The organism is Kitasatospora sp. NPDC059408 (genome assembly GCF_042751525.1).
Taxonomy (GTDB): domain Bacteria; phylum Actinomycetota; class Actinomycetes; order Streptomycetales; family Streptomycetaceae; genus Kitasatospora.
The window spans coordinates 97737-110458 of the sequence record NZ_JBHYWI010000028.1; the positions used below are offsets into that span (position 1 = coordinate 97737).

At 73.0% G+C, this 12722-nt stretch carries 11 protein-coding genes; 8 read left to right on the plus strand and 3 right to left on the minus strand.

The window, feature by feature from the left end:
* Positions 1-56 precede the first annotated feature (56 nt).
* Complete coding sequence (locus ACFXDE_RS20435; RefSeq protein WP_380496076.1) at positions 57-1223, minus strand: methyltransferase domain-containing protein; 1167 nt, start codon at positions 1221-1223, stop codon at positions 57-59.
* Positions 1224-1501: 278 nt separating this feature from the next.
* On the opposite strand from ACFXDE_RS20435, the gene groES reads away from it, so the two are divergent.
* From groES to ACFXDE_RS20450, 3 genes are all read left to right on the plus strand, one after another.
* On the plus strand, positions 1502-1807 hold the full coding sequence (gene groES / locus ACFXDE_RS20440) for a co-chaperone GroES (RefSeq protein WP_014136232.1): 306 nt from the start codon (positions 1502-1504) through the stop codon (positions 1805-1807).
* A 116-nt stretch (positions 1808-1923) separates the two neighbouring features.
* On the plus strand, positions 1924-3558 hold the full coding sequence (gene groL, locus ACFXDE_RS20445) for a chaperonin GroEL (protein ID WP_380435955.1): 1635 nt from the start codon (positions 1924-1926) through the stop codon (positions 3556-3558).
* A gap of 152 nt (positions 3559-3710) precedes the next feature.
* Complete coding sequence (locus ACFXDE_RS20450) at positions 3711-4709, plus strand: LysR family transcriptional regulator (RefSeq protein WP_380496079.1); 999 nt, start codon at positions 3711-3713, stop codon at positions 4707-4709.
* Positions 4710-4782: 73 nt separating this feature from the next.
* Here the strand turns inward: ACFXDE_RS20450 and ACFXDE_RS20455 are convergent, their stop codons facing one another.
* Positions 4783-5109, minus strand: coding sequence for a WhiB family transcriptional regulator (locus ACFXDE_RS20455; RefSeq protein WP_380435961.1), 327 nt, complete (start codon positions 5107-5109; stop codon positions 4783-4785).
* 559 nt (positions 5110-5668) lie between these two features.
* On the opposite strand from ACFXDE_RS20455, the gene ACFXDE_RS20460 reads away from it, so the two are divergent.
* The 4 genes from ACFXDE_RS20460 (at position 5669) to ACFXDE_RS20475 (ending at position 10401) form a co-directional block, all read left to right on the plus strand.
* On the plus strand, positions 5669-6280 hold the full coding sequence (locus tag ACFXDE_RS20460) for a response regulator transcription factor (RefSeq protein ID WP_014136228.1): 612 nt from the start codon (positions 5669-5671) through the stop codon (positions 6278-6280).
* A 338-nt stretch (positions 6281-6618) separates the two neighbouring features.
* Positions 6619-7347, plus strand: coding sequence for an RNA polymerase sigma factor ShbA (shbA, locus tag ACFXDE_RS20465; protein ID WP_380496081.1), 729 nt, complete (start codon positions 6619-6621; stop codon positions 7345-7347).
* Positions 7348-7610: 263 nt separating this feature from the next.
* Positions 7611-9113 carry an IMP dehydrogenase gene (gene guaB, locus ACFXDE_RS20470; protein WP_380496083.1) on the plus strand — a complete coding sequence of 501 codons (1503 nt, stop codon included), beginning with the start codon at positions 7611-7613 and terminating at the stop codon, positions 9111-9113.
* A gap of 160 nt (positions 9114-9273) precedes the next feature.
* A complete protein-coding gene (locus ACFXDE_RS20475; RefSeq protein ID WP_363651523.1) occupies positions 9274-10401 on the plus strand; it encodes a GuaB3 family IMP dehydrogenase-related protein in 1128 nt (375 codons plus the stop codon).
* A 55-nt stretch (positions 10402-10456) separates the two neighbouring features.
* Here ACFXDE_RS20475 and ACFXDE_RS20480 read toward each other — a convergent pair whose 3' ends face one another.
* Entirely contained in the window at positions 10457-11032 is a 576-nt protein-coding gene (locus ACFXDE_RS20480) for a hypothetical protein (protein ID WP_380496085.1), read from the minus strand.
* Between the two features lie 254 nt (positions 11033-11286).
* On the opposite strand from ACFXDE_RS20480, the gene ACFXDE_RS20485 reads away from it, so the two are divergent.
* Positions 11287-12722 (plus strand): serine/threonine-protein kinase (locus tag ACFXDE_RS20485; protein ID WP_380496088.1); only part of this gene is annotated, 1436 nt, incomplete at its 3' end.

The window sequence follows — 12722 nt, forward strand, 5'->3', positions numbered from 1 at the left end:
TCAGCCGGTCCGTCCGGTCAGCCGGTCCGTCCGGCCGGTCCGTCCGGCGCGGCCGATCAGACCGGCTGACCGAGCATCATCAGCGGGCCGTTGTCGGTGCGGCTGAGGATCACCGTGACGGAGTTCGGCCCGGAGGGCTTGAGCTGGCGGCGCAGCTCCTCCGGGGTGATCGCCATCCCGCGCTTCTTGATCACCACCGTGCCGACCCCGCGCTCGCGCAGCAGGGCCTTCAGCTTCTTGATGTGGAAGGGCAGCACGTCGGTCAGCTCGAAGGCGTGCGCGTACGGCGTCGGGACCAGCTCGTCCGAGGTCAGGTAGGCGATCTTCGGGTCGATCAGCCGTCCGCCCACCTGCTCGGCCACCTCGGCCACCAGGTGGGCGCGGATCACGGCGCCGTCCGGCTCGTACAGGTACCGGCCGACCGGCCCGGCCGCCGGGTCGGGCAGATCGCCGCCGGTGAGGCTCGCGGCGTGCGGCAGGAGCGTCGCGCGGTGCGGGTGGGCGGCCTTCGTGCCGAACCAGAGCACCGCCTCCTTCACGTCCCCGTGGTCGGAGACCCACTCGGCCTCGGCGTCCTCGGGGACGGCCTCGTGCGGGATGCCCGGCGCGACCTTCAGCGCGCCGATCGGGGTCCGGCGGCCGGCCTCGACGGCCCACGAGAGCGGCGGGGCGTACGCCTCCGGGTCGAACACCCGGCCGCGCGCCGTCCGTCGCGCCGGGTCGGTGAACACCGCGTCGTAGCCGGTGACGTCCACGTCGGCGACGTCCGCGCAGCGCACCTCGACCAGGTCGGCGAGGCCCAGCGCGGCGGCGTTGGCGGCGGTGGCCGCGCAGGCGGCCGGGTCCCGGTCGACGGCCAGCACCTCGATCCCGGCCCGGGCCAGCGCCAGGACGTCCCCGCCGATCCCGCAGCACAGGTCGGCCAGCCGCCGCACCCCGAGCCCGGCGAAGCGCTGCGCGCGCCACTCGGCGACGCTGCGCCGGGTGGACTGCTCGACGCCGTTGGGCGTGAAGTACATCAGGTCGGCGTCCGCCCCGAACTTCGCGCGGGCGCGCTGGCGCAGCCGCGCCTGCCCGAACGCCGCCGACACCAGGTCGGCCGGGTGCTCGCGCCGCAGCCGGGTGGCCAGCGCGAGCTCCTCCTCGGGCGTGAACTCGCGCAGCGCGGCGAGCAGGTCCTGTCCCTCGGGGGTCAGCAGCGGCTGGAGGTTCTCGGTGTCCACGGGGCCATTCTCGCCGGTCGGGCGGTGTGGTGGCCGGTCCCGGGCGGTCGTGCAGGGCCGCGCGGGACGGCGGCCGCGCGTCCGCGGGCCGGGACGGCGGGGCGCGTCGTTGGCACTCTGGTTGACTGAGTGCTAACACGGGCCTATGGTCGTCCTTGGCACTCTCCACCTGGGGAGTGCTAACGCGAAGACGCGTGCCTGACCCCCGCGACGGCAGGTGCGCAGGTTCGCCCCTTACCCGTTAGAAAACCCCGTAATCTCCGAAGGGGAGCTCGGACGTGACCACCAGCAGCAAGGTTGCCATCAAGCCGCTCGAGGACCGCATCGTGGTCCAGCCGCTCGACGCCGAGACCACCACGGCCTCCGGCCTGGTTATCCCGGACACCGCCAAGGAGAAGCCCCAGGAGGGTGTCGTCCTGGCCGTCGGCCCGGGCCGCTTCGAGGACGGCCAGCGTCTGCCGCTCGACGTCGCCGTCGGTGACATCGTCCTGTACTCGAAGTACGGCGGCACCGAGGTGAAGTACCAGGGCGAGGAGTACCTCGTCCTCTCCGCCCGCGACGTTCTCGCCATCATCGAGAAGTAAGTCGTTCCGACCCGCCCCGGATCCGTGTCCCAAGTGACAGGGGCCCGGGGCGTGGTTGTTGGTTCACGTAGTTCGGCGGCCGGTGGGCCGGCCGCAGCCCCGAGGGAATAGGGAACATGGCGAAGATCCTGCAGTTCGACGAGGACGCCCGCCGCTCGCTGGAGCGCGGTGTCAACAAGCTGGCCGACACCGTCAAGGTGACCATCGGCCCCAAGGGCCGCAACGTCGTCATCGACAAGAAGTTCGGCGCCCCGACCATCACCAACGACGGTGTCACCATCGCCCGTGAGGTCGAGCTGGACGACCCGTACGAGAACCTTGGCGCTCAGCTCGTCAAGGAGGTCGCCACCAAGACCAACGACGTCGCGGGCGACGGCACCACCACCGCCACCGTGCTGGCCCAGGCCCTGGTCAACGAGGGTCTGCGCAACGTCGCCGCCGGTGCCGGCCCGGCCGCCCTGAAGAAGGGCATCGACAAGGCCGTCGCCGCCGTCTCCGAGCACCTGCTCTCGGTGGCCCGCGAGATCGAGGGCAAGGACGACGTCGCCGCCGTCGCGTCCCTCTCCGCCCAGGACACCCAGGTCGGCGAGCTGATCGCCGAGGCGATCGACAAGGTCGGCAAGGACGGTGTCATCACCGTCGAGGAGTCGAACACCTTCGGCGTCGAGCTCGAGTTCACCGAGGGCATGCAGTTCGACAAGGGCTACCTGTCGCCGTACTTCGTCACCGACGCGGAGCGGCAGGAGGCGGTCCTGGAGGACCCGTACATCCTGATCCACCAGGGCAAGATCTCCTCGATCCAGGAGCTCCTGCCGCTGCTGGAGAAGATCCTGCAGGGCGGTGCCTCGAAGCCGCTGCTGATCATCGCCGAGGACGTCGACGGCGAGGCGCTGTCGACCCTGGTGCTGAACAAGATCCGCGGCATCTTCAACGCCGTCGCCGTCAAGGCCCCGGGCTTCGGCGACCGCCGCAAGGCGATCCTCGGCGACCTGGCCACCCTGACCGGCGGCACCGTGATCTCCGAGGAGGTCGGCCTCAAGCTCGACCAGGCCGGTCTGGACGTGCTGGGCAGCGCCCGCCGCGTGACCATCACCAAGGACGAGACCACCATCGTCGAGGGCGCCGGCGACGCCGAGGCCGTGGCCGGCCGCGTCGCCCAGATCAAGGGCGAGATCGCCGGCACCGACTCCGACTGGGACCGCGAGAAGCTGCAGGAGCGCCTGGCCAAGCTGGCCGGCGGCGTCTGTGTCATCAAGGTCGGCGCCGCCACCGAGGTGGAGCTGAAGGAGCGCAAGCACCGCCTGGAGGACGCCATCTCGGCGACCCGCGCCGCGGTCGAGGAGGGCATCGTCGCCGGCGGTGGCGCCTCCCTGGTCCACGCCGCCAAGGTGCTGGACGGCGGCCTGGGCCTGTCGGGTGACGAGGCCACCGGTGTCGCCGTGGTCCGCAAGGCGCTGCACGAGCCGCTGCGCTGGATCGCCCAGAACGCCGGCCTGGAGGGCTACGTCATCACCTCCAAGGTCGCCGAGCTGGAGGCCGGCCAGGGCTACAACGCCGCCACCGGCGAGTACGGCGACCTGGTGAAGGCCGGCGTCATCGACCCGGTCAAGGTCACCCGCTCCGCCCTGGAGAACGCCGCCTCGATCGCCTCCCTGCTGCTCACCACCGAGACCCTCGTGGTGGAGAAGAAGGAGGAGGCCGCCGACGCCGGTCACGGCCACTCGCACGGCGGTCACGGCCACTCGCACTGACGCTCCTGAAGTGGACCGGAGGCCCGGTCCGCCCCCATCCTGGGAGGCGGGCCGGGCCTCCGGCGTTCGGGCCCGGGGGTCCGCGAGTCCGCTTGAAGACTCAACTATCAGTGAAATTTTGCGTTCGGCAAAGATTGCCTTATAACTGAGGCATGATCGAGGCCCGCCACCTGCGCGTCCTGCGTGCCGTCGCCCGCACCGGCTCCTTCTCCGCCGCCGCGCGCGAGCTGGGCTGTACCCAGCCCGCCATCAGCCAGCAGATGAAGGCCCTGGAGAAGTCCGTGGACACCCCGCTGGTGGTCCGTTCGGGCCGGGGCATGCAGCTGAGCGAGGCCGGACGGGTGCTCCTCAAGCACGCCACCGGGATCCTGGCCGGGCTGTCGGCGGCCGAGGAGGAGGTCGCGGCCATCGCCGGGCTGCGCGCCGGGCGGGTGCGGCTGGTGTCCTTCCCGACCGCGAGTTCCACCCTGGTGCCGCCCGCCGTCGCCCGCCTGCGGGACAGCCATCCGGGGGTGCGCGTGTCGCTGGTCGAGGCGGAGCCGCCGGAGTCGCTGGCGATGCTGCGCGGCGGCGAGTGCGAGATCGCGCTGGCCTTCCGCTACCCGCAGTCCGAGGGCGCCACCGCCCTCGCGGTGCCCGCGCACGGCACGCCGCGCGAGGCGCGGGCCGAGGCGAACCTGGAGGCGCAGCAGCTGAGCGCCGGCACCGACTGGTCCGACCTGGTGGTCACGCCGCTGCTGGACGACCCGCTGGTGGGCCTGCTGCCGGCCGCGCACCCGCTGGCGGGGCGCGGCGGCGCGGTGGAGCTGGCCGAGCTGGCGGGGGAGCAGTGGATCGCCGGCTGCCCGCAGTGCCGCGGGCACCTGGTGGAGCTGTGCGCCGGTGCGGGGTTCGAGCCCCGGATCGACTTCGCGACGGACGACTACCCGGCGGTGGTCGGCCTGGTGGCGGCCGGGCTTGGGGTGGCGGTGCTGCCGCGGCTGGCGCTGGAGTCGGTGCGGCCTGACGGGGTGTCGACGGCGCCGGTGCGGACCGCCTCGGGGGCGCCGGCGGTGCGGCAGGTGGTCGCGCTGACCCTGCCGGACCTGGCCGAGGTGCCGGCCGTGGCGCTGATGCTGGAGCGGCTCGCGGGGGCCGCCGGGGCCCGCTGACGCAGGGTCACCGGCCGGGGGGCTTGGAGCGCCGCGAAGAAACGTTTCTTCACGGCGCGGCCTCGGCGTGGCGCTAGCGCTGGGCGACCGTCGGCGCGACCAGTGGGACCTCCACCAGCCGATGCCGCGAGCGCCCGAGCAGTTCCTCGCGCTCGTCCTCGGTCATCCCGCCCCAGACGCCGTACGGCTCGCGGACCGCCAGCGCGTGCGCCGCGCACTCGGCGATCACGGGGCAGCGCGTGCAGACCTCCTTGGCGCTGGCCTCGCGCGAGCTCCGCGCGGCCCCGCGTTCGCCTTCGGGGTGGAAGAAGAGCGAGCTGTCCACGCCACGGCAGGCTGCGGAGAGCTGCCAGTCCCAGAGGTCCGCGTTGGGACCGGGGAGGCGGGAGAAATCTGCCATGGCTCATTCCCTTCAGAGGCTCGTCGGCCGCGGGCCGGCCCCAGCGGAGCTCGCTGCGGGCGTGGCGGGGCGTCGATGCACTGGTGTGGACACCTGGAAATATGACTTAAGGCAACTCCATGGACAAGTCACCCACAGAGTGGCACAACAGTCAATGACCATACGAAAGCTATAAAAACGGGCGAAGTGGGCATGGACTTCCGCAGGCGCGGACGTGGCAATCGGGTGGTCCGAGGGGCGCACGGAGCCCCGCACCGGTGTGCGGGTCGCACGCCGACCGCGCGCGAGCTGCACAAAAGTGCGGCGTGTGCACCGCGATGCGGCTGATCGGTAATGGGTTGGCCACGTACAGTGGTGGAGATGGCCCCGAAGGCCGTAACTCATTCGAGTGACGGTCGTTGGAAGTGCGGAGGCGGTTAGCGGGCGCCGGACGTCGGGAACGATCGCGGGGAAGTTGAGGCGATCAGCACGGACTCTGTCGCCGATCGGCCGTGTCGGAGAGGTTCGTACCAGCCAGGAGGCTCAACGTGACGCGGATCAGCTGCGGAGGACGACGGTCATGACTTCCGTTCTCGTTTGCGACGATTCCCCGCTCGCCCGCGAGGCGCTTCGCCGCGCCGTCGCGACCGTACCCGGTGTGGACCGGGTCACCACCGCGACGAACGGGGAGGAGGTCCTCCGCCGCTGGGTGGCCGACCGCTCCGATCTCGTGCTGATGGACGTCCGGATGCCCGGCCTCGGCGGGGTCGAGACGGTCCGGCGGCTGCTGTCCGCCGACCCGGGCGCGCGCATCATCATGCTCACCGTCGCCGAGGACCTCGACGGCGTCGCCCTCGCGGTCGCCGCCGGCGCCCGCGGGTACCTGCACAAGGACGCCTCGCGTGCCGAGCTGCGGGCCACCGTCACCCAGGCCCTCGCCGACCCGACCTGGCGGCTCGCCCCGCGCCGGCTGCGCAGCCCCGACATGGGCGCGGCGCCGACGCTGACGGCGCGTGAGATCCAGGTGCTGGAGGGCATGAGCCACGGCCGCAGCAACGCCGAGATCGGCCGCGAGCTGTTCCTCTCCGAGGACACCGTCAAGACCCACGCCCGGCGCCTGTTCAAGAAGCTCGGGGCCTCGGACCGGGCCCACGCGGTGGCGCTGGGTTTCCGCTGGGGCCTGGTCCGCTGACCACAGGCGGCGCCGCCGGCTGCGGCGCGCCGCCGGTGTTTCCGGGGACGGGTGCCGCACGGACGTGTGACGTTACGGTCCCGAGGTTGCACCATGGAGTGGTGGAGCACCTCGGGGACCAGCGGACAGGCACTGCGGCGAACCACGCAGCCGCAGGACACTCGGCGGACGGCGCGGCGGACGGGACCACCGACGGCGGCGGGGCGGGAGGCGGCACGGTGCAGGAGGGGCCGGTGGTGCCCGGCGGCACGCCGCGCGGTGCCGCACCGCATAACGTTCCGGTGCACAACTCCGGACGCGGTGCCGCGTTTTCCCGTTCGACCAGGCACCATGGACCGATGCGTGACGACGTCGCCGGTGCGGCCGGCCAGGCGGACCCGGTGGAGGCCGAGCCCTCCGGCCCGGGTGGCGATCCGTCGTACGCCGATTCCGGCCCGCCGGGTGGGGTGTCCGGCGGTGGCGCCGGCCCCGGTCGTCCGCCCGTGCTCGGCGGCGGCGGGTCGCCGCTGGTGGGCGAGCTGGTCGCGGCCGCCGTCCGCGGCGAGGGCCCGGCCATCGACGCGCTGCTCGCGTACGTCCACCCGCTGGCGCTGCGGTACTGCCGCGGCCGGCTGGTCCGGCTGCCCGGCGGGGCCAGGCACCACGTGGACGACATCGCGCAGGAGGTGTGCGTCGCCGTGCTGTGCGCCCTGCCCCGGTACAAGGACCAGGGGCGGCCGTTCGAGGCCTTCGTCTACGGCATCGCCGCGCACAAGATCGCCGATCTGCAGCGGGCCGCGATGCGCGGGCCCGCCTCGACCGTGGTGCCGCAGGACGACCTTCCGGAGGTGCCGGACGAGGCGCTCGGTCCGGAGGAGCAGGCGCTGCTGAGCAGTGATGCGGCCTGGGCGAAGGAGCTGCTCTCCAACCTGCCGGCCCGTCAGCGCGAGCTGGTGTTGCTGCGGGTGGCCGCCGGGCTGTCCGCGGAGGAGACCGGCGAGGTGCTGGGGATGTCGGCGGGGGCCGTCCGGGTGGCGCAGCACCGTGCCCTGAGCCGGCTGCGGGCGCTCGCGGAGGAGTCCTCCTGACGCTGCCGCCGGGAGCGGCCGGAATGGCTCATGGGCGGAGGGTGTTGTCAAGGGCACACGAGGACCACAATCCCGGTGCCAGTACCATGGGGTATCGGCGCCTGGGCAGGTTGCCAAAGTTTCACGGGTGCGAACGGGGTTCCCCTGGAGGATCCTCCAAAGCCCACCCGGCTTTCGGCGGTCTGCGCGAGTGAGCGATGAACGCGTCCCCACCCTCAGGGCGTGTGCGGATCAAACGGCCGGCCACGGAAGGTACCCCCGAAATGTCTTACAACGCCGCAGGCGTACCCGAGAAGTTCGCCATGCTCGGGCTCACGTTCGATGACGTCCTGCTGCTGCCCGGGGCCTCCGAGGTGCTGCCGAACCAGGTCGACACCTCCTCGCGGGTCTCCCGGAACGTGCGCGTGAACCTCCCGATGCTCTCCGCCGCCATGGACAAGGTCACCGAGGCCCGGATGGCGATCGCGATGGCCCGCCAGGGCGGCGTCGGCGTCCTGCACCGGAACCTGTCGGTCGAGGACCAGGCCAACCAGGTCGACCTGGTGAAGCGCTCGGAGTCCGGCATGGTCACCGACCCGATCACGGTCGGCCCGCTGACCACCCTGGCCGAGGCCGACGCGCTGTGCGCCAAGTTCCGCATCTCCGGCGTGCCGGTCGCGGACGAGGCGGGCAAGCTGCTCGGCATCGTCACCAACCGCGACATGGCCTTCGAGTCGGACCGCAGCCGTCAGGTCCGCGAGATCATGACCCCGATGCCGCTGATCACCGGCAAGGTCGGCATCTCGGGCGAGGACGCGATGGCGCTGCTGCGCCGGCACAAGATCGAGAAGCTGCCGCTGGTCGACGACGAGGGCCGGATCAAGGGCCTGATCACCGTCAAGGACTTCGTCAAGGCCGAGAAGTACCCGAACGCCGCCAAGGACGCCGAGGGCCGTCTGCTGGTCGGTGCCGCCGTGGGCGCCAGCGCCGAGGCGTTCGACCGGGCCCAGGCCCTGGTCGCGGCCGGTGTGGACTTCCTGGTCGTGGACACCTCGCACGGCCACAGCCACAACGCGCTGGCCTGGATCGAGAAGATCAAGTCGGCCGTCAAGGTCGACGTGGTCGGCGGCAACGTCGCCACCCGCGACGGCGCCCAGGCGCTGATCGACGCCGGCGTGGACGGCGTCAAGGTCGGCGTCGGCCCGGGTTCGATCTGCACCACCCGGGTGGTCGCCGGCATCGGCGTCCCGCAGATCACCGCGATCTACGAGGCCGCCCAGGCCTGCCAGGCGGCCGGCGTGCCGGTCATCGGCGACGGCGGCCTGCAGTACTCCGGCGACATCGGCAAGGCGCTGGCCGCCGGTGCCGACACCGTCATGCTCGGCTCGCTGCTGGCCGGCTGCGAGGAGTCCCCGGGCGAGCTGCTGTTCATCAACGGCAAGCAGTACAAGTCCTACCGCGGCATGGGCTCGCTGGGCGCCATGCAGTCCCGCGGCCAGGCGAAGTCCTTCTCCAAGGACCGCTACTTCCAGGCCGACGTCAGCTCCGACGAGAAGCTCATCGCCGAGGGCATCGAGGGCCAGGTGCCCTACCGCGGCCCGCTGTCCGCGGTGCTGTTCCAGCTGGTCGGCGGTCTGCGCCAGACCATGGGGTACGTCGGGGCCGCCACCATCTCCGAGATGGAGAGCAAGGGCCGCTTCGTGCGGATCACCTCGGCGGGTCTCAAGGAGAGCCACCCGCACGACATCCAGATGACCGTCGAGGCGCCGAACTACTCGTCGCGCTGATCGTCCGCACTCCCCGAGGGGCCCGTCGCCGTCCGCAGCGGCGGGCCCCTCGCGCGTGTCCGCGGGCCGGGCCGTCGGGGCGTGCGCACGGTCCGTGCGGGATACTGGGGGCGGCCGGGGTGACCCGGCGGGCATGAGCAACACAGCAGAAGGGCTCGAAGTGACCGAGATCGAGATCGGGCGAGGCAAGCGCGGCCGCCGGGCGTACGCCTTCGACGACATCGCCGTCGTCCCCAGCCGCCGTACCCGGGACCCGAAGGAGGTCTCGATCGCCTGGCAGATCGACGCCTACCGCTTCGAGCTGCCGTTCCTGGCCGCCCCGATGGACAGCGTGGTCTCGCCGCAGCAGGCCATCGCCATCGGCCGCCTCGGCGGCCTGGGCGTGCTGAACCTGGAAGGCCTGTGGACCCGCTACGAGGACCCGCAGCCGCTGCTCGACGAGATCGCCTCGATCACCGACGAGGCCGTCGCCACCCGCCGCCTCCAGGAGATCTACGCCGCGCCGATCCGCGCCGAGCTGATCAAGCAGCGGATCCAGGAGGTCCGCGAGTCCGGCGTGGTCACCGCCGCCGCGCTCTCGCCGCAGCGCACCGCCGAGTTCTCCAAGGCCGTCGTGGACGCCGGCGTCGACGTCTTCGTCATCCGCGGCACCACCGTCTCGGCCGAGCACGTCTCCAGCGCCGCCGAGCCGCTGAACCTCAAGCAGTTCATCTACGAGCTGGACGTCCCGGTCATCGTCGGCGGCTGCGCCACGTACACCGCCGCCCTGCACCTCATGCGCACCGGCGCGGCCGGCGTGCTGGTCGGCTTCGGCGGCGGCGCCGCCCACACCACCCGCAACGTGCTCGGCATCCAGGTGCCGATGGCCACCGCCGTCGCGGACGTGGCCGCCGCCCGCCGCGACTACATGGACGAGTCCGGCGGCCGCTACGTGCACGTGATCGCGGACGGCGGCGTCGGCTACAGCGGCGACATCCCGAAGGCCGTCGCCTGCGGCGCCGACGCGGTCATGATCGGCGCCGCGCTGGCCCGCGCCACCGACGCGCCCGGCAAGGGCTTCCACTGGGGCATGGAGGCCGTCCACGAGGAGCTGCCGCGCGGCAAGCGGGTGGACCTCGGCACGGTCGGCACCACCGAGGAGATCCTCACCGGCCCGTCGCACACCCCGGACGGCACCATGAACCTGTTCGGCGCGCTGCGCCGGGCGATGGCCACCACCGGCTACACGGAGCTCAAGGAGTTCCAGCGGGTCGAGGTCACCGTCAACCCGGCGCTCGACCACCGCTGAGGCGAACGCTGACGAGGCCCCCGCCGTTCGCACGGCGGGGGCCCTCGTCGTTCCGTCAGCCGCGGACGGCGGTGCGGCGGGTGAGGATGAAGCCGCCGACCAGGGCTATGCCGTAGAAGGCGAGGTCCAGCGGGCGCAGGTCGGCGCGCCACGCGGCCAGGACGTCGTGGACGAGGGCGCGCAGCGGGGTGCCGGGCAGGCCGCGCGAGTGGAGCACGCGGCCCTGGAGGAGCAACTGGCCGAGGAAGAGCGCGCCGGCCGCGAGCAGCGCGCCCAGCAGGGGCAGCACCCGGCTGCGGCCGCCGAGCCGGCCGAGCGGCCAGGAGACGGCGGCGGTGGGGGCGATGGCCAGCCAGCCGACGCTGTCCGCGGCCCGCAGCGGCGCGCAGCCGTAGGCGAGGGCGCCGAGGAGCATCGCGGCGACCGCGACGCTGACGGCGAGTCCGACCCGCCGGCGGGGGCGCCGGCGGCGGGTGGCGGGGACGACGGGTTCGTATCCGGCCACCGGGACACCGGGCATGCCGGGCGCGACGTAGCCCTCCGGGGCGCCGACGGCGGGCGCCACCGTGTAGTGCTGGGCCGTTCGCGGTCGGCCCGACTGTTCGTCAGTGCCCCAGGCGGGTGCGGTCATGGGTGTCGGATCCCCCCGGAAAAGACGGTGAGCTGCCGCACCGTAACAGTGTTCGGGACGAATCTCGGCGAGTTTTCGATCACAGATCGGGCACGGAGAGCCGGGGTTGTTGCGGTCCGTCGCACCCCGTGCCGGGGGCCGGGTGGTCGCGGGCCCGGTGGACAGGGGATGATGGAGGCTTGGCGTTCGGGCCCAGACGCCGGGCCGACGCGCTGTCACCTCGACCGCCAGCAGCACATGGGGGAACGTTTCGAATGACCCAGGCGCAGGGTTCCACCGGCCGACTCCTGGCCGGACGCTACCGGCTGGACGGGGTGCTCGGGCGCGGCGGTATGGGCACCGTCTGGCGCGCCGAGGACGAGATGCTGGGCCGGATTGTCGCGGTCAAGGAACTGCGCATGAACGCCAGCGTCGAGGAGGAGGAGAAGCACCGGCTGATCGTCCGGACGCTGCGCGAGGCCAAGGCCACCGCGCGGATCCGGCACGGCTCGGCGGTCACCGTCTTCGACGTGGTCGAGGAGGACGACCGGCCGTGGATCGTCATGGAGCTGGTCGAGTCCCGCTCGCTGGCCGACGTCATCAAGGAGGACGGGCCGCTGGCGCCCGCCCGGGCCGCCGAGATCGCGCTCGACGTGCTGGGCGTGCTGAGCGCCGCGCACGCCCTGGGCATCCTGCACCGGGACGTGAAGCCGTCGAACGTGCTGATCGGCGAGGACGGCCGGGTGGTGCTCACCGACTTCGGCATCGCCAGCGTGGAGGGTGACGCCTCGGTCACCTCGACCGGCATGCTGGTCGGCGCGCCCTCGTACATATCCCCGGAGCGCGCGCGTGGGCAGAAGCCCGGGCCGCCGGCCGACCTGTGGTCGCTGGGCGGCACGCTGTACGCGATGGTGGAGGGCCGGCCGCCGTACGACCGCGGGTCGGCGCTGGCCACCCTGACGGCGGTGATGACCGAGGAGCTCGCCACGCCGAAGAACGCCGGGGCGCTGCTGCCGGTGATCGAGGGGCTGCTGGAGAAGGACCCGGCCGACCGGCTGGACGCCTCGCAGACCCGGTCGATGCTCAAGCGGGTCGTCGCCGAGGCCACCGCCAAGGCCGAGTCGACGACCGAGCACGCGATGCCGGTCAAGTCGGCCGCCGGATCGGCGGCTGCGGCTCCCGCCCCGGTGGCGAAGGCCGACCGGAAGGCCGCCGAGAAGACCGGCGAGAAGGCGGAGGAGCAGCCGCCGTCCCCCGACGGCACCGCGAAGCGGACGATCGGCGGGCTGCTCGGGACCGTGCGGGTCGGCAGCAAGGCGAAGGACCAGGAGCCGGCGGCCGTCCCGGCGGTGGTCCCGGCGGCGGAGCCGGCCCCGCCCGCGGCGCCGGAGACCGAGCCGATCCGGCCGGTGACCAGCGAGTGGACGCTGGGCGCGACGCAGGCGGCGGGCGCCGATCCGCGCAAGGGCCGGCGGCGGCTGGCCGTGGTGACGATCGTCCTGGTGCTGCTGCTGATCGCCGGGATCGTCGCGGTCGTGAAGGCCGTCGGCGGTTCGGAGGCCGGCACGGCGCACGGCGCGGGCGCGACCTCGCCGGTGGCGGTCACCACGGAGGCGACGCCGAGCGGGGCCGCGGCGCCCACCGCCGCCGCGCCGACCACGGCGGCGGCCGAGCCCGCGCCGGCCGGCACCGACGCGGCCCCGCCGCAGGC

Bases quoted from the DNA above. Each gene is read 5' to 3' on its own strand.
- groL (WP_380435955.1), top strand. From the start codon at position 1,924: ATGGCGAAGATCCTGCAGTTCGACGAGGACGCCCGCCGCTCGCTGGAG.
- ACFXDE_RS20450 (WP_380496079.1), top strand. From the start codon at position 3,711: ATGATCGAGGCCCGCCACCTGCGCGTCCTGCGTGCCGTCGCCCGCACC.
- ACFXDE_RS20455 (WP_380435961.1), bottom strand. From the start codon at position 5,109: ATGGCAGATTTCTCCCGCCTCCCCGGTCCCAACGCGGACCTCTGGGAC.
- ACFXDE_RS20460 (WP_014136228.1), top strand. From the start codon at position 5,669: ATGACTTCCGTTCTCGTTTGCGACGATTCCCCGCTCGCCCGCGAGGCG.
- shbA (WP_380496081.1), top strand. From the start codon at position 6,619: ATGCGTGACGACGTCGCCGGTGCGGCCGGCCAGGCGGACCCGGTGGAG.
- guaB (WP_380496083.1), top strand. From the start codon at position 7,611: ATGTCTTACAACGCCGCAGGCGTACCCGAGAAGTTCGCCATGCTCGGG.
- ACFXDE_RS20480 (WP_380496085.1), bottom strand. From the start codon at position 11,032: ATGACCGCACCCGCCTGGGGCACTGACGAACAGTCGGGCCGACCGCGA.